This is a genomic window from Candidatus Izemoplasma sp. (genome assembly GCA_036172455.1).
GTDB lineage: Bacteria > Bacillota_I > Bacilli_A > Izemoplasmatales > Izemoplasmataceae > JAIPGF01.
Map to the genome: position 1 here is coordinate 52,040 of JAXKVY010000004.1, position 16,377 is coordinate 68,416.

Annotated in this window: 17 protein-coding genes; 14 read left to right on the top strand and 3 right to left on the bottom strand. The window is 36.0% G+C overall.

From position 1 onward, the window contains the following. Window positions 1-65: 65 nt before the first annotated feature. The 4 genes from UMR38_06600 to UMR38_06615 all read left to right on the top strand — a co-directional run bounded on the left by UMR38_06600 (window position 66) and on the right by UMR38_06615 (window position 2,655). Window positions 66-842, top strand: a complete 777-nt coding sequence (locus UMR38_06600; protein MEC9485528.1) for an HAD family hydrolase — start codon at window positions 66-68, stop codon at window positions 840-842. Between the two features lie 92 nt (window positions 843-934). Further along, window positions 935-2,041, top strand: a complete 1,107-nt coding sequence (locus tag UMR38_06605) for an Ldh family oxidoreductase (protein MEC9485529.1) — start codon at window positions 935-937, stop codon at window positions 2,039-2,041. A gap of 104 nt (window positions 2,042-2,145) precedes the next feature. Beyond that, window positions 2,146-2,244 (top strand): zinc-ribbon domain-containing protein, encoded by a 99-nt coding sequence (locus UMR38_06610; protein MEC9485530.1) that lies wholly within the window; start codon window positions 2,146-2,148, stop codon window positions 2,242-2,244. 12 nt (window positions 2,245-2,256) lie between these two features. After that, window positions 2,257-2,655, top strand: coding sequence for a hypothetical protein (locus UMR38_06615; GenBank protein ID MEC9485531.1), 399 nt, complete (start codon window positions 2,257-2,259; stop codon window positions 2,653-2,655). Here UMR38_06615 and UMR38_06620 read toward each other — a convergent pair. Further along, window positions 2,652-3,269, bottom strand: a complete 618-nt coding sequence (locus UMR38_06620; protein ID MEC9485532.1) for a rhomboid family intramembrane serine protease — start codon at window positions 3,267-3,269, stop codon at window positions 2,652-2,654. The genes UMR38_06615 and UMR38_06620 overlap by 4 nt on opposite strands. Before the next feature lie 98 nt (window positions 3,270-3,367). Between UMR38_06620 and UMR38_06625 the strand changes: the two genes are divergently transcribed. Then, the gene (locus UMR38_06625; GenBank protein ID MEC9485533.1) at window positions 3,368-3,805 is read left to right on the top strand and encodes a hypothetical protein; all 438 of its coding nucleotides are present in this window, start codon (window positions 3,368-3,370) and stop codon (window positions 3,803-3,805) included. Window positions 3,806-3,844: 39 nt separating this feature from the next. After that, window positions 3,845-4,807 carry a hypothetical protein gene (locus UMR38_06630; protein ID MEC9485534.1) on the top strand — a complete coding sequence of 321 codons (963 nt, stop codon included), beginning with the start codon at window positions 3,845-3,847 and terminating at the stop codon, window positions 4,805-4,807. A gap of 1 nt (window position 4,808) precedes the next feature. Here the strand turns inward: UMR38_06630 and UMR38_06635 are convergent, their stop codons facing one another. Further along, a complete protein-coding gene (locus UMR38_06635) occupies window positions 4,809-5,060 on the bottom strand; it encodes a hypothetical protein (GenBank protein MEC9485535.1) in 252 nt (83 codons plus the stop codon). A 179-nt stretch (window positions 5,061-5,239) separates the two neighbouring features. On the opposite strand from UMR38_06635, the gene pdhA reads away from it, so the two are divergent. The 7 genes from pdhA to UMR38_06670 all read left to right on the top strand — a co-directional run bounded on the left by pdhA (window position 5,240) and on the right by UMR38_06670 (window position 13,287). Beyond that, entirely contained in the window at window positions 5,240-6,325 is a 1,086-nt protein-coding gene (pdhA, locus tag UMR38_06640) for a pyruvate dehydrogenase (acetyl-transferring) E1 component subunit alpha (protein ID MEC9485536.1), read from the top strand. 1 nt (window position 6,326) lies between these two features. Continuing rightward, window positions 6,327-7,304 (top strand): alpha-ketoacid dehydrogenase subunit beta, encoded by a 978-nt coding sequence (locus UMR38_06645; protein MEC9485537.1) that lies wholly within the window; start codon window positions 6,327-6,329, stop codon window positions 7,302-7,304. 13 nt (window positions 7,305-7,317) lie between these two features. Further along, window positions 7,318-8,652 carry a dihydrolipoamide acetyltransferase family protein gene (locus UMR38_06650; GenBank protein MEC9485538.1) on the top strand — a complete coding sequence of 445 codons (1,335 nt, stop codon included), beginning with the start codon at window positions 7,318-7,320 and terminating at the stop codon, window positions 8,650-8,652. An 8-nt stretch (window positions 8,653-8,660) separates the two neighbouring features. After that, window positions 8,661-10,037, top strand: a complete 1,377-nt coding sequence (gene lpdA, locus UMR38_06655; GenBank protein MEC9485539.1) for a dihydrolipoyl dehydrogenase — start codon at window positions 8,661-8,663, stop codon at window positions 10,035-10,037. Between the two features lie 247 nt (window positions 10,038-10,284). Then, window positions 10,285-10,968 carry a response regulator gene (locus tag UMR38_06660; protein ID MEC9485540.1) on the top strand — a complete coding sequence of 228 codons (684 nt, stop codon included), beginning with the start codon at window positions 10,285-10,287 and terminating at the stop codon, window positions 10,966-10,968. After that, on the top strand, window positions 10,949-12,724 hold the full coding sequence (locus tag UMR38_06665; GenBank protein ID MEC9485541.1) for a HAMP domain-containing sensor histidine kinase: 1,776 nt from the start codon (window positions 10,949-10,951) through the stop codon (window positions 12,722-12,724). The genes UMR38_06660 and UMR38_06665 overlap by 20 nt, the downstream gene beginning before the upstream one ends. Before the next feature lie 74 nt (window positions 12,725-12,798). Then, window positions 12,799-13,287, top strand: a complete 489-nt coding sequence (locus tag UMR38_06670; protein ID MEC9485542.1) for a hypothetical protein — start codon at window positions 12,799-12,801, stop codon at window positions 13,285-13,287. 77 nt (window positions 13,288-13,364) lie between these two features. Here the strand turns inward: UMR38_06670 and UMR38_06675 are convergent, their stop codons facing one another. Beyond that, window positions 13,365-14,318 carry a lipoate--protein ligase gene (locus UMR38_06675; protein ID MEC9485543.1) on the bottom strand — a complete coding sequence of 318 codons (954 nt, stop codon included), beginning with the start codon at window positions 14,316-14,318 and terminating at the stop codon, window positions 13,365-13,367. A 144-nt stretch (window positions 14,319-14,462) separates the two neighbouring features. Here UMR38_06675 and htpG point away from each other — a divergent pair, with 144 nt between their 5' ends. Beyond that, window positions 14,463-16,361, top strand: a complete 1,899-nt coding sequence (gene htpG / locus UMR38_06680; GenBank protein ID MEC9485544.1) for a molecular chaperone HtpG — start codon at window positions 14,463-14,465, stop codon at window positions 16,359-16,361. Window positions 16,362-16,377: the final 16 nt, after the last annotated feature.

Consider the following 16,377-nt stretch of genomic DNA (forward strand, 5'->3'; position numbering starts at 1 on the left):
TGCAAGGTTTTGTGCTTGTTGTTTTATCTAGATGTGGTATACTATCTCTGGATTGAGGTGACTTGATGAAAAAATTATTTGCATTTGATGTTGATGGGACACTCTATGATCACGTCACAGGTGAAGTGCCTAAAAGCGCACTCGATGCGATTAAAATATTAAAAGAACAAGGACATATTGTTGGTATTGCGACAGGTCGCAATAAACGCCAACTCAGTAAAGCGTTACGTGATACCTCACTATTTGACTTTGTCATATTAGTCAATGGTGGCTATTGTGAAATTGATGGTAAACGCTTTTATGACCAACAATTTTCATTTGATCAAAAGAAACGGTTATGTGATTTATTCGATGACTTAGGGTATAGTTATGGGATTACCACAAACCATCACTTATACGCCAAAGACCCGCAGTCTGAAGGCGTACAAAATGTTATTAACGCCTATCATGTGTTCACCCCAGAACAACATGATCGTTTATACGAATTGCCAGTCTATCAGTTTTCTGTCTATGAACCTTCAGAGGTGATTGAAAACTTCCGCTTTTTAGAAACGGAATATCAAATCCACTCTTTAGGAGACTATGGCTATGATATGGTGATTCCTGGGGTGAATAAAGCATCGACATTAGAGGCTGTCGCAAACCATTTTCATATTGATCAAGCGCATACTATTGTCTTTGGCGATTCAGATAATGATCAAGATATGGTCTATCATGCCGGACTGGGTATTGCGATGGAAAGTGGCACAGAAGCAACCATCAAAAAAGCTAAAAAAGTCGCAAAAGCACCACATAAACATGGTATATATCACATGATTAAAGAGTTAGGATATATTGACTAAGATGCTTATTAAGCATCTTTTTTTGTTGACGAAAACTATCAAAAAAGGGTAAAAAATGCTATACTATTAAGTGAAGAGAAAGGTGGATAATAATGGAAAACAGAACATGGGTCCCCTTTGATGATGTGGCGAACTTTATGGTTGAAGCATTCGTTAAAATGGGGGTACCAAAATCAGACGCAGTCATCTGCGCAGATGTCTTAATTGAAAGTGATAAACGCGGGATCGAGTCACACGGTGTGAATCGTTTTAAGCCAATTTATATTGATCGCTTAGAAGCAAAAATTCAACGCCCAAAAACAGACATCGATACGATAAAAGAAGGCCCTACAACGGCTGTATTAGATGCTAACCATGGTATGGGAATGGTCGCAAGTCATAAAGCGATGACAATGGCTATTAACAAAGCAAAAACCTATGGTATGGGGATGGTAGTTGTGAGAAACTCAACCCACTACGGGATTGCTGGGTACTACGCAACAATGGCAACTCAGGCGGGAATGATTGGTTTTACAGGGACGAACGCTCGCCCTAGTATTGCCCCTACATTTGGGATTGAACCGATGTTAGGAACAAATCCCTTCACAGTTGGCTTACCAACAGATGAAGCCTTCCCGTTTGTTTTAGATTGTGCAACAAGTATCACACAACGGGGTAAGATTGAATACTTTGATAAGATTCATAAAGATACCCCAAAAGGGATGGTTGTAGGTAGTGATGGCAAACCTAAAACAGACTCCCATCAGATTTTAAGTGATTTATTAAATGGTGAGGCTGCCCTCGCACCTCTTGGTGGTATTGGCGAGGAATTAGCTGGGTATAAAGGCTATGGGTATGCAACGCTTGTTGAAGTCTTAAGTTCAGCTTTAAGCGCAGGAAACTTTTTAAAAGCCTTATCTGGGTATGATGAAGATAAAAACAAAAAGCCTTACGGATTAGGACATTATTTTATCGCGATTGATCCAGAAGCATTTATGGGTCTTGACGTATTTAAAAAGACGACCGGTGACATTTTAAGAGCCTTACGTAATAGTAAAAAAGCCCCTGGTGAACAAAGAATCTATACGGCTGGTGAAAAAGAATATATCGCCCATATGCATCGTCAAGATAGAGGTGTCCCTTTTACAGAAGGTGTAAAAGAAGATTTTAAAACGGTGAAAGACATGTTAGATTTAGACACAGTTTTACCATTTGAATAAAGATAGTGAAAAAGTTTATATAGTTTGATATAATATAAATAACAAAGCGGTTATGACCTGATGAATAGTCATGACCGCTTTAATTATTTTTTGGGAGGGAAATAATGATATGTAAACACTGCGAGGCACCCATTTTAGATGATACAGAAAAATGTCCTGTTTGTGGATATGTCTATGTTAACGAGGTAGAAGAAGCCGATTAGGTTGATCCTCAAATGATTGAAGCCCAAATTGAACAAGAACAAGATCATCCGTTTTCATGGGTCTTAGGCGTGCGTAAGATAAGTAAAGCATTGACACCGTTTTTCATTGTGATAACTATTTTCATAGTGGGACTTCAGTTAATCGGTATTATTATCGATGAACAGACGGTGACTAACGTCGAGTCAACCATCCCTATCATCACATTTAGTGGAGAAACTATTGTACTATCAAATAACCTGAGTACCGCAGGGCTAACCGTAAATCAATCAGGGGGTAATAGTATTATAACTAACGCTTCTACTGGGGTAAAGACGATATCGTTACCTGATGTTGTCATTGATTTAGCACGTAAGAAAAAAATCACGCTTTTTCCAATAAAAAAATCATATCAGATTGATATGATTTTTTAATTGATTACTTTAAACACATTCCGTCTAATCAGTATGAACGATAATAAGAATCCACTGATAATGCCACCGACATGACCTAATATACTAATGCCAGGATACAACAAGGTGAAGATCACATTGATTGCGATTAAGCCTCTAATTGAGGAAATATCACTTTGGTTAACCAAATCTTTACGGTAAATGGTAATATATAATAACGCACCAAGGATACCGTAAATAGCACCACTTGCGCCAAGACTAACGGCATTTTGTGGGCCAAATAAAATGAATAATCCCGCTAAAATACCACTTCCAAAGTATATGGCACTAAATTTCAAACTCCCTATTAGCCGTTCTAAGGCAGTCGATAACACTAAAATTCCTATGAGTAAGTTACCAATTAAATGAAATGTTGAGCCATGTAAAAACATCGCGGTTAATAATCGATAATACTCGCCACCTTCAGTTACTAAAGGCGGTAAAATCGCCCCTAATTTAATAAAATTAGTTGTGGTAAAACCACCGGTTACTATGGTAATAATAAACATGATGATATTTATCCCAATAAGGACTGCCGATACAGGGGAATCTTCCCACACATAGTTCAATCCTTCCCGTCGTCTGAATACACTCATCAGTCTCACTCCTTTTTTACTATCATTATTATATCACAATAATCATTTTAACATATCAATAAACTATGATAAACTAATAAGTAGAAAGAAGGTGTGTCATGAAATTTTTTGAATTGATTGATCGTAACATTTATCGACGGGTGATTAATATTGAATATCACAATGACCAAGACGTGTTAATTCATGGGATGAAAGAAAAAAAGAAAATGAAAATAAATACGAAAGATTCGTATCTTATTGATAATATAAACGAGCATTTATTCAGTCTCTTTTTCAAGCGCCATGTATATTCAGAAGGGATTGATTCACTCGATGTTGAAATGACGATTCGAATTAAATGTGCTATGCGGCGAGATAAACGTCAGTCATATTCCTTTTTAAATATGGATGTGAATGATATCATCAAGAATAACACAAACATCGTATTTGCCGGAGTACCACATACCTGTAGTGCCTTACTTAGTAATATAATGATGAGTTTTGGTGAAAACCCACTCATTTTACCACCCAAATTGAATTTAACCAATGAATCGTAGATGATTCTCATCTACGTTTTTTCTTAGCGGGGTGATTCCATGCCAAAACCATCGTTAACCTATGCGTTAACTAAAGCCTTTCAACGGTTTATTCCACTCGTTATAGTATATGCGATAATGGTTATGCTTGAAGAGTTGAATACACCGTATAAGCCTATATTCGATGATATAAATACAGTCATTGAATGGTTACTTACACCTGTATTAGCAGTTTTAATTGGGTATTATTTAGATCGTACAAAAAGTCTCATTCCAAATCTACTCGTAGGGGCACTTGCTGGTGTGTATGGTACCACATTTTTAGGGGGATTACTGGTTGCGTTATCTTATCATATATTATATACGCGTTTAAAACACGTATTTAAGATTGAAGGATTACCATTACAACTTATCGTAACTGTATTACAACTTGTCTTGTTTTATGTTGTTATGATTCCTGCGATTCTATCATTACTACAGGGCTTAAACAGTTTTTTAAGTTCAATGGCAAACTATGGGGTTGTCATATTAGTTATGATTCTTGCAGGATTTACGGCACTTGATTTAGGTGGACCGTTTAATAAAGCTGCCTTTAGTTTTACTATGACAGCCTTTTTAGAAGGAGAGTATCATATTGCAGGACCTGTTTTATTAACCACAGGCATACCAGTCTTAGCCATGGGCGTGATCCATCTATTTCATCCCGCCTTTAAGGAGGCCTATTTATTAGGACATCCTTTAAAAACACTTGTTTTAGGGATTGTTGGTTTAAGTGAAGGTGCGTTACCCTACGCCGCGAAAAAGCCCTTACCCGTTATACTATCCGGTGTTATTGGGTGCATGATAGCAGCGATGACAGCCGCTTTATTAGGGGTGACTAATACACTATTCATCAGTTCAGTGATTGGTGTCGTTGGATCGAATAAGCCCATCTTATGGCTTATGAGTATTGATATTGGTATTATCACAACAATCATCAGTTATTATCTTTTACATATAATCCAAAGAAAAAAGGAATCGTAATCTAATTTGATGATTCCTTTTGTTTATAATAAAACTCTTTTAATGCGATATCTTTCCGTTCTGTTTCACATGCTTCTTCAGATGCATGATTATCATATTTCACAGAACATGACCCAGCAGCATGACAACTTGCACATTCAAATAATGGTTTATCATCATTTGGTGGCTTTGTATCATTATTCCACTTGTAACTTAATATATAGAGTGTAATCACCACGCCAAGGAGTAATGCAACGATTAAGAAATTACCCATAATTATCACCTCGTAATTTGATTATAGCACTAAAACTAGCAATCATTAACTGAGATGCTAAAAAATATGCTTTATAATTTATATATTTTCTAAATTATAGTATAATACTAATGTATTCAAATAAAGAGATATTTTTTTATTTTTCTCTTAATTATAAAAAATCTAATAAGGAGGCAGTTATGCTTACAAAGAAATTTGATCCATTGAAAAAGAAAATTTTTCAAGTATTAGATCATGAAGGGAATATTACTGATGAAAAACTCGTTCCCAAGATTGATGATGAAACATTGCTTAAAATGTACAAAACAATGTTACTAGGACGTATTGCTGATACAAAAGCATTGCAATACCAACGCCAAGGTCGGATGTTAACATATGCACCGATTAAAGGACAAGAAGCGGCGCATACAGCGCCTATTGCAGCATTAGATAAGAAAGACTGGATGGTCCCAGCGTTCCGTGAAATGGCGGGAATGCTATATAAAGGAGCCGACTTAGAAAAACTATATCTTTATTGGTATGGGAATGAAGAAGGAAATCATTTTGATGAAGAGTTAAGAATCTTGCCAATTAGTGTGCCAATCGCATCACAAATTAACCATGGTGCGGGGGTTGCGTATGCGGCAAAATATAAAGGTGACAAAGAAGTTGCGGTTGCTTTTGTTGGTGATGGTGGAAGTAGTCATGGTGAATTCCATGAAGGATTAAACTTTGCGGCAACAACACAAAGTCCACTGATTGTCATTATACAAAATAATCAATGGGCAATCTCTACGCCACGTGAAGCACAGTCAAAAGCACAAAACCTAGCATCTAAAGGGATTGGATATGGTGTCCCAAGCATCTTAGTCGATGGGAACGATCCATTGGCGATGTTTGCGGCTGTTAAAGAAGCACGTGAACGTGCTATTAATGGCAACGGACCTACTTTAATCGAAGCGTTAACTTACCGGTTAGGACCACATACAACCAGTGATGACCCAACGATTTATCGTGATGATGATGACTTAAAATATTGGGAAAAACGCGATCCTATTATCCGTTTTAAAAAGTATTTAATTGATAAAGAATTATTAACTGAAGAAGAAGACGAAAAACTTCAAAAAGAATACAAAGACTTTTCAAATAAAACATTCAAGAAAGTTGAAAAATCAGGTCTTGTACCACTTGAAGATGTCTTCAATTATACGTATGCAGAATTACCAAAAGACTTAAAAGAACAGCTTGCTTTGCATAAAAAACTTGCTGAAAGTGAGGCGAAATAACATGGCTGTACAAACAGTATTAAGCGCAATTAATCAAACGCTATTTGAACAAATGAAAAAAGATGACAGTGTTGTTGTCTTTGGTGAAGATGTTGGATTTGAAGGTGGCGTATTCCGTGCAACAAAAGGACTCCAACAGGAATTCGGTAAAGACCGTAGTTTTGATTCACCCCTTGCAGAAAGTGCGATTATCGGTAGTGCTATTGGGATGGCAGTTAATGGTTTAAAGCCAGTTGTCGAAATCCAATTTAGTGGATTTATGTTCCCAGGGTATAACCAAATCGTTGCTCATGCAGCACGGTATCGTAACCGGACACGGGGATTATATAACGTCCCAATGGTTATTCGTATGCCATATGGTGGAGGCATCCGTGCACTCGAGCATCATAGTGAAAGTTTAGAAACGTTATTTGCTCATATTCCAGGGTTAAAAGTGGTTATTCCATCAACCCCATATGATGCGAAAGGCTTATTAACAAGTGCGATTCAAGATCCAGATCCGGTTATCTTTATGGAACCTAAACGGATTTATCGAGCATTCAAACAAGAATTACCAGATAAAGAATTTAAAGTCCCAATTGGTAAAGCAAAAACACTTAAAAAAGGTGAAGACATTACTGTCGTTGCTTGGGGCGCATTAGTACGTGAAACTGAAAAAGCAATCAAAGGCTTAGAAGATGAAGGTATTGATGTTGAATTAATCGATTTAAGAACAATTCAACCCTATGATAAAGAAGCAATTGCCAACAGTGTCAAGAAAACAGGACGTTTACTTGTTGTGCATGAAGCGGTTAAATCATTTGGGCCTGGTGCTGAAATCATTTCGATGATTAATGAAAAAGCATTCCTTTATTTAGAAGCACCACCAACACGTTTAACGGGACCAGACATTACTGTCCCGCTACCTAAAGGAGAACATCACTTTATCATCTCACCAGAACGGATTCGTGCTAAAATCAAAGAAGTCATGGCATTTTAAGGAGTGATGACAAATGAATTTTAAATTTGCAGATATTGGAGAAGGGATACACGAAGGTGTGATCCTTGAATGGAAATACAAAGTTGGTGACACGATTGAAGAAGGTGAAACCTTAGTCATCGTTGAAACAGACAAAGTTAACGCAGAAATTCCAAGTCCTGTGACCGGTGACATTAAAACACTCGGACCTGATGCAGGCGAAGAGATACATGTCGGAGAAACCTTAGCTATCATTGATGATGGCGAAGGTGATGACGAGGATGAAGCAGCAACTGTTAAAGATTCAGATCAGAAAGATGATACATCAAATGATGAATCATCTAGCGAAAGCGCTGAAGAAGAAAAAGGAGCAGGCGTTGTTGGATCGATTGAAGTCTCAAACGATGTGATCGCATCATCGACTGAAGGTGAAGAAGAAGACGAAGAAATCGTTAATAAACGTGTCCTTGCTACACCTGTCGCAAGAAAACTCGCCAAAGATTTAGGAGTTGACATAAAAACGATTAAAGGCTCAGGTAAAAATGGTCGTGTCATGAAAGATGACATCTACCAAGCAGCTGAGAAAAATGGACCGCAATCTGATAAAGAAACCTCATCAAAAGGGTCTAAGCGTATCCAAGTCGATGCGTCTTTACCAAACTTTGATGAAAACCGTACACGTCGTGAAAAAATCTCTAAATTACGTCAGACTATCGCCGACAATATGACCACATCTAAAACAGTCATACCACATACAACGGTTATGGATGAAGTCATTGTAGAAGCGTTAGTACAGTTTAGAGAAGAGAATAAATCCTTAGCAAAAGAACGCGATGTCCATATGACTTACATGCCATTTATTATTAAGGCATTAACGAAAACATTAGAAGAGTATCCACGTTTTAATAGTAGTTTTGATTATGACAAAAGTGAAATTATTTATAAAAACTATATGAATATTGGTGTCGCAGTTGATACCCCTGATGGGTTAATTGTACCTAATATTAAAGATGCCGATAAACGTGGTGTCTTTGGTCTTGCCAAAGAATTAAGTACGCTTAAAGAAAAAGCAAATAATAAGAAAATTCAATTAGAAGACTTACGTGATGGCACCATCAGTATTACCAATTATGGTGTTTTCGATTCAACATTCGGTGCCCCTGTCATTAAGTATCCAGAAGTGGCAATTCTCGGAATCGGACGTATTTCTGAAAAACCTGTTGCGGTTGACGGAGAAGTCGTTATAAAACATGTCTTACCACTTTCATTATCCATTGATCATCGTGTCATTGATGGTGGCGACGCAGGACGCTTCTTAAGAACCTTTAAATCGTACTTGAAAAACCCAATGTTACTCTTGTTGAGTTAGGTGATTGTATGAAATCTTATGACATCATAATACTTGGTGGTGGGCCAGGAGGATATGTGGCCGCCATCAAAGCAGCGCAAGAAGATATGAAAGTCGCCTTAATTGAAAAAGATGTTGTTGGCGGTGTGTGTCTGAACTGGGGATGTATCCCAACGAAGGCAATGCTTAAAACAGCGAAAGTGTATTCACAATTTATGCACGCAAGCGACTATGGTTTAAAAATTAGTGATACAAGTGTTGTTGAAGTAGACTTAAAAGCCATTAAAAAACGTAAAGATAAAATCGTTAAACGGTTAACAAATGGTGTAAAAGGATTACTCAAGAAAAATGGTGTAGATGTATATAACGGATTTGGCGAAGTCAAAGATCCGCATACCGTGACTGTGAATGATGAGACATTAGAAACAAAGAAACTCATCTTAGCAACCGGGTCACATCCATTTATACCACCGATTGAAGGATTAAAAGATGCTGTAGAAAGTGCTCGTGCAGTCACGGCTAAAGGTGTCTTAGAGCTTGAAGAACTCCCGAAAACAATGACTGTTATTGGTGGCGGAGTTATCGGTGTAGAATTCGCAACACTCTATAGTAATCTAGGGACAAAAGTCACTGTGGTTGAAATGGAAGACAGGATTTTAACATTAATTGATGACGATATTCGTGATCAATATATGAAACTCTTCCTAAACGACAATATTGATTTGAAACTAAACGCGAAAGTGACAAAAGTCAACGATGACCAAGTGACTTATGAATTTGATGGTCAGGAACATACCGTACAAAGTGATAAAATTCTTGTATCCATTGGTACCCGTCCTAACATGAAAGGTCTTGAAGCATTAGACCTTGAAATGACCGAAAACGGTGTCAAAACGAACGATAAATTAGAAACCAATATTGAGGACGTTTACGCTATAGGTGACATGAATGGTAAAGCTATGCTTGCCCATGTTGCCAGTAAAGAAGGCATCGTTGCGGTTGAAAATATCGCTGGTAAAAAAACCCACATTGATTACTTTAAAGTACCGAGTGGCATTTACGGTTTCCCTGAAATCGCTTATGTTGGGGTAACCGAACAACAAGCAAAAGCACAGGGGATCGACTATATCGTTTCACAGTTCCCACTTAGTGCGAATGGTAAAGCATTAGCAGAAGGGGAAAGTGATGGACTCATTAAGTTGATCGCAGCCAAGAAATATAATGAATTAATTGGGATGCATATCTTAAGTCCAAATGCGACAGATATGATCAGTGAAGGTGTGATTGCGATGGAATTAGAATCTACTGCAGACGAAATTGCAGCAAGTATACATCCGCATCCAACACTCTCTGAATCAATCATGGAGGCAGCTCACGGTGTGGTAGATAAACCAATTCACTTATAAATATATCCATCCTATTCCCGTCGGGACGACCCGATACGAATAGTCTTAAAACCAGCTTGTAAAGAGCTGGTTTTTTTATGTAGACGTTCTAGTGTGAACGCTTGATGTATGATTAAGTTAGGAAATCTTTCTTCTTATGATATGCAAAATGTGGTATGATAAACTTAGTTTATAAGGATAATTTTCACAACTTTATCACATGGACAAAGAGCAAACTGATATAATTAAGATATATGAGGTGACCACAATGCATAAAACGATTTTGATTATTGAAGACGAGGTGTCATTATTAGAAATTTTGACATCATATTTTTCAAAAGAAGGGTTTCACGTATTAACCGCAGAAAATGGGTTTGAAGGCATTCTGTTATTTAAAGAAAACACTGTTGATATTGTCTGTTCTGATATCATGATGCCAAAAGTAGATGGGTTTGAAGTAGCGAAAAAGATTCGTGAGACTAGTGATGTACCAATCATCCTTTTAACAGCTTTAGATACAGAAGAAGACCAGTTAAAAGGATATGAATTGCACATTGATGAATATGTCACAAAACCGTTCTCACCGAGTATTTTGGTCGCAAAAGTTAAAGCAATTTTACAACGGATTTCACCTAAAAATACGGCGTCTGATGACATCATAAAATATGCTGGGTTAACCATTAATATACCAGCACACAGTGTATTGGTAGATCAAACACGCTTGCATCTATCAAAAACAGAATTTGATATGCTTACTTATATGGCGAAACGACCGAATCAAGCTATTTCTAGAACAGACTTTTTAGATGAAATATGGGGTATGGACGTGTATGTCGAAGAGCGAGTTGTTGATACCAACATAAAAATGTTACGAAAAAAAATAAAACCGTATGATTATTTCATTCAAACGGTATTTAAAGTAGGGTATAAATTTGACATTTCTCAAGATTAAACATAGCTTTATCAAAAAATTATTCATCTCGCTCGCTTTACTCTATCTCATCGTATTTCTTGTTATTGTATTATTTCAATCAACCATATTTGAATCCTTTTACACGCAACGCACCATCGATTCGACACTCACCGAGATTGAACATACGTTACCTATCACAAACGAAGATGACCTGTCTCGCCGTATTTTAGATTTCTCACAAAGTACTCAAACAACCACATCATTGGTACCGGCAAGTAGTTTGCAAGAACAGTTTAATGTCTTGCAATTACAAATTATTACAGTTCTAACTGATCGTGACACGTATGATATTTATGTTCCTAACCTAAAAAATCAAACCTATAACGTTGATGCATCAGTAACAGGCACCTTGGTTTACCATGATGCGAGTGCACGTTATATTCCACTCGAATTACAGATTGATGATCACAATATTATGCGTTCTGGTCGAAGACGCATGAATCCGATGTATCAAGAATTTTATCCGGATTTAGATACCAGTAATACCATCACCATCTCTGGCAATATTACAGCCGTTACTCAGGCCTTAGAAACCCCTGAAATGGATCAGGCGATTAATCCGATTATCTCAAACGAGATATTAAACATTGTGACCGAAAATTATGAGGATGTATCATCATTTCAAGAGAATGGATTTCTTTACTATAGCACCAATCCAAACTCTGAAGAGAAAAACATCGTTTATGTTGTCAGTACAAGTATCGATGATACACCTTATTTATTTATTTCAGTTTTTCCCTATGCACATATTGAAGCCGTAGTTGCTTCTGTCAGGCAAATTAATACCTACACATTTATCCTTATTTTCATTGTATTGTTGATTGCGGCATTTGTGTATTCAAAGGCATTTTCTAAACCATTACTGACATTAAATACCGCAACTAAACAACTATCAAACCTTGATTTTAGTGGGGATCAGATACAATTGGACACTGGTGATGAGTTTAGTGAACTTGCGGATAATATCAACGCCTTAAGTGCCAACTTACAAACAACATTATCCCAATTAAATGAACAGAATAAGCAGTTATCAAAATCACTCGATCTTGAAAATAAAAATGAACAACGTCGTCTTGATTTTATTCGCGGAATGTCGCATGAGCTAAAAACACCATTAAGTGTTATCCAAGCCTCTTCAGAAGGTCTAGAAAAAGGTGTCTTTGATAACGAAGAAGACAAAAGAAAACACTTAAAACTCATCCAACAAGAAGTTGATAAAACAAATAAAATGATTAAAGATATGATGATGGTCTATCGCTTAGATACACCAGAGTATCAATCACAGTATACTCAATTTGATATTAAAACACTGATCGAAGATGTGTATCAACGGTTAAAGATACTTGCTTTAAACAAGAATTTAGAGGTCGTTATTAATAGCGAATCAATCGTGCTTTATGCTGATCGGGATAAACTCGAAATTGTGATCTCAAATTTATTGAATAATGCCATTAAATATACACCAAAGGAACAACACATCATCATTGATGTGAATCAAACGTTACAAAATATTGAGGTATCAATTACGAATTATGGAGTGCACATTCCAAACGATGCTTTGGATCATCTGTTTGATCCGTTTTATCGTGTAAACAAAGACCGTAGACGCAAAGAAGGATCAACCGGTTTAGGGTTATATATCGTAAGTCAAACACTTAAACAATTAAATACACAGTGTCATGTTGAAAATATAACAGATGGTGTTCGCTTTTTCTTTACTCTTTCACAAAAATAACACAGCGTTATCACAACTTTATGTTTGATGCATTATACAATTAAATCATCAAATAAAAAAAAGGAGCGATGCAAATGAAACTATTATTATTAGGAAGTATGTTATTTACTGGAGGTAGCGCAGTAGCGATGCAAAATGAAGATGTTAACGCGGCTGTAAATGAAGGTGTTGATCATGTTGTACAAGCAGTACAACACCGTTTAGGTCGACGCCTAGCAGATACGGTAAGTGAAACTGGATTCCCATATCCAAACGAAACTGTACTGGCACAAATGACTGAAGAACAAGCTTTTGCGATCACATCAGAAATTGATCAAATAAATGCTGAGTATGATTGGGTCAATATGTCAGAAGAAGAGATTGCTGTTGCACTTGAGGAGATTCATGAGAGATTAGACTTACTCTATACTGAACTTGGTCTTGAATTACCACAGATGCAACGTCAGTATCGTGGTGCTAACAGAAAAGGTCAAGGTGGATACAGAAATGATGGAAATCAACCGTTTAATGGTGAGTGTCCATATGATGATGATACCGCTGATGATAATGCCGATTCTGCTTAATGTATTCATTTTTTCTCTTAGTAAATAGACGATTTATTCGCCAAACAAAAACCCTAAAACTTAAGTTTTAGGGTTTTTTATGGATAAAAACATAGTTTTTCAATTAATGTTTCACCGTTTATATGATGTTTATTTAAAGGAGGAATCATTTGTTTTAATTTAGAATACCGAAGGGGTTTATCGATTAAAATATCACTTAACAAAGTATTTAACGCATCATTATTTGATGTGATTGTTTGAATATATCCTTTACGAATATGAAACGTTACCATGGAGTGGTTTACTTTTTTACGGGTCTTAAAGTTTGCCCCACTACCATAATTCCAATCCCATTGTTGATATTTGTCCTTTACCATTTGTTGGATAATAAATTTATCTTTATCTGTTAGATGAAAAGTATTTAATGCCGTGTCATTATATAAAACTTCATCAACCAAAAAGTTCATAAATGATTCGGTGGTGGCTTCTATAAATAGTAACGCTTTGATATTTTTAGTTTTAGCTGGTTGTGATTGTATCGCATGGCCTTTTTTGGTCGGTGTTTTTAGTAAATGGTTGAGTGCTTTTAAATTGGTATCAAACAACAAGGTCCCATGATGTATCACGCGGCCTTTATGAAAACTTTGTGCGTTACCACTAATTTTATGATTACCGACATAAATATGAGTTTTCGGCTTAAATGTAGCGTTGATGCCTAGTTTAGAGAGTGTTCTTATCACTTTATTGATGAAATATTCATAGTTACTTAAGTGTTCTTTAGGATGATGACTAATAAAAGTATAATTAATATTCCCTAAATCATGGTACACGGTTCCGCCACCACTAATACGTCTAATAACAGGAATCTTTTGGTTACGTATCCGTTTTAAATGCACTTCTTCAAAGGCATTTTGATTTCTTCCAATGATGATACTTGGGGTGTTACGCCATACATAAAAGAGATCATCATCTAATGATTTATGTTTAAGTAAATATTCTTCTAACGCTAAATTATATTTAGGATCTGTCTTATCATGTCTTAATGTTTTCATCGCACCACCCTTTTCATTTATTGTATCTTAGGTGTGCTAAAAAAGCAATCAAACACTTTTAGCACTCATTACTTGACAGTGCTAACATGATGCGATATAATACGATAGGAAAGTCATTTAATTTTGTTTAAGGAGGAATTAAAGATGGCAAAAACGAAACAATTTAAAACAGAATCAAAACAACTTTTAGAACTGATGACTCATTCGATTTACACCCATAAAGAAATCTTTTTACGTGAGTTAATTTCAAACGCAAGTGATGCGATTGATAAGCGTCATTTTATGGCATTAACCGATACGGATAAAGCCGCAGATTATGAAATAATCATTGAGCGTGATGAAGATAATCGCACATTAACGATTCGCGATAATGGAATTGGGTTAACCGAAGAGGAGTTAATTAACAACTTAGGTACGATTGCGAATAGTGGTACAAAAGAATTTAGAGAAAAATTAAAAGAAGCCAAAGATATAGAAATCATTGGACAATTTGGTGTCGGGTTCTATAGTTCATTTATGGTCGCAGAAAAAGTCGTTGTCAAAACACGAAGCATTGATAGTGATCAAGGATATAAATGGGTAAGTAAAGGAACCAGCCGCTATACCATTAGTGAGATTGATCGCGATAAAGTCGGGACTGAAATTACCCTTCATCTCCGTGAAAATGATGATGAAAATGAAGAAAATTATGATGAGTTCTTAAAAGAATTTAAAATTAAGAATCTTGTCAAAAAATATAGTGATTATGTCCGCTACCCAATTAAAATGGAAGTGACAAAATATGATACACCAGAAGACGAAGACAAAGACCCGGTTGAATATAAAGAATTAGAAACACTGAATTCGATGGTACCATTATGGCGTAAAAACAAAAGTGAAATTACAGATGACGAATACGCCGAATTTTATAAACATCAATTCAACGACTATGAAGACCCAATGAAAGTGATTCATACAAAAGTTGAAGGGTTAACACAATATACTTCACTATTATTCATTCCGAAAAAAGCCCCATTTGATTTATACAGTGATAAATATGAAAAAGGATTACAACTCTATTCTAAAGGCGTATTTATCATGGATAAAAATAAAGATTTACTGCCAGACTATTTCCGTTTTGTGAAAGGATTAGTTGACTCTGCGGATCTCAATTTAAACATTTCGCGTGAAACTTTACAACAAGATCGACTGGTAAAAACCATTGCGAAAAGTGTTGAAACAAAAATTAAAACAGAACTTGAACGCATGATGAAAAATGAGCGTGAGACATACAATGATTTATATGATATTTACGGAGTGAACTTTAAATATGGTGTCTATGATGGATTCGGTATGAATAAAGAAAAACTTCAAGATTTAATCATGTTTAAAACAACTAAGCGTGATGACTATGTTTCATTAAAAGAATACGTCAACAACATGAAAGATGACCAAAAATACATCTACTACGCATCAGGTAAAAATAAAGAAAGCATTTTATCATTACCACAAATGGACTTAATCAAAGAAAAAGATTATGAAGTCTTATTGTTCACAGATGATATTGATCAGTTTATGGTCAATGTGATGCAAAGTTATGATGATAAAGAGTTTAAATCAATTAATCAAGGTGACCTTGATTTAATGGATAAAAAAGAGGAGAAGAAGCTTAAAAAGTTAAACAAAGAGAAAGAGGAATTCTTAAAAGCAATCTCTGAATCCCTCGGTGGAAACGTTAAAGAAGTTGTCTTATCAAAACGTTTAAAAGACAGTCCCGTCTGTTTAGTAAGTGGTGAAGGTATCTCTATGGAAATGGAAAAAGTCCTTAAGAACTTACCAAACAATAACGATGCTAAAGCAACACAAATCTTAGAAATCAATCCGAACCATGAACTCTTTAGCACATTAGAAAAAGTGTATGAATCAAATCCAGATAGTATGAACAAATATGCGAAGATCTTATATAATCAAGCCTTATTAATTGAAGGTATGCCACTCGATAATCCTGTTGAGTTTTCTAACTTAATGGTTGACTTGATGGTTGAAGCTAACAAGAAAGCATAATTAAAAAACCAGAATT

Excerpts from the sequence above, each read along its gene's own strand:
- UMR38_06670 (MEC9485542.1), top strand. The coding sequence starts at position 12,799 with ATGAAACTATTATTATTAGGAAGTATGTTATTTACTGGAGGTAGCGCA.
- UMR38_06630 (MEC9485534.1), top strand. The coding sequence starts at position 3,845 with ATGCCAAAACCATCGTTAACCTATGCGTTAACTAAAGCCTTTCAACGG.
- lpdA (MEC9485539.1), top strand. The coding sequence starts at position 8,661 with ATGAAATCTTATGACATCATAATACTTGGTGGTGGGCCAGGAGGATAT.
- UMR38_06605 (MEC9485529.1), top strand. The coding sequence starts at position 935 with ATGGAAAACAGAACATGGGTCCCCTTTGATGATGTGGCGAACTTTATG.
- UMR38_06620 (MEC9485532.1), bottom strand. The coding sequence starts at position 3,269 with ATGAGTGTATTCAGACGACGGGAAGGATTGAACTATGTGTGGGAAGAT.
- UMR38_06610 (MEC9485530.1), top strand. The coding sequence starts at position 2,146 with ATGATATGTAAACACTGCGAGGCACCCATTTTAGATGATACAGAAAAA.
- pdhA (MEC9485536.1), top strand. The coding sequence starts at position 5,240 with ATGCTTACAAAGAAATTTGATCCATTGAAAAAGAAAATTTTTCAAGTA.
- UMR38_06660 (MEC9485540.1), top strand. The coding sequence starts at position 10,285 with ATGCATAAAACGATTTTGATTATTGAAGACGAGGTGTCATTATTAGAA.
- UMR38_06650 (MEC9485538.1), top strand. The coding sequence starts at position 7,318 with ATGAATTTTAAATTTGCAGATATTGGAGAAGGGATACACGAAGGTGTG.
- UMR38_06625 (MEC9485533.1), top strand. The coding sequence starts at position 3,368 with ATGAAATTTTTTGAATTGATTGATCGTAACATTTATCGACGGGTGATT.
- UMR38_06675 (MEC9485543.1), bottom strand. The coding sequence starts at position 14,318 with ATGAAAACATTAAGACATGATAAGACAGATCCTAAATATAATTTAGCG.
- UMR38_06600 (MEC9485528.1), top strand. The coding sequence starts at position 66 with ATGAAAAAATTATTTGCATTTGATGTTGATGGGACACTCTATGATCAC.
- UMR38_06645 (MEC9485537.1), top strand. The coding sequence starts at position 6,327 with ATGGCTGTACAAACAGTATTAAGCGCAATTAATCAAACGCTATTTGAA.
- htpG (MEC9485544.1), top strand. The coding sequence starts at position 14,463 with ATGGCAAAAACGAAACAATTTAAAACAGAATCAAAACAACTTTTAGAA.
- UMR38_06615 (MEC9485531.1), top strand. The coding sequence starts at position 2,257 with ATGATTGAAGCCCAAATTGAACAAGAACAAGATCATCCGTTTTCATGG.
- UMR38_06635 (MEC9485535.1), bottom strand. The coding sequence starts at position 5,060 with ATGGGTAATTTCTTAATCGTTGCATTACTCCTTGGCGTGGTGATTACA.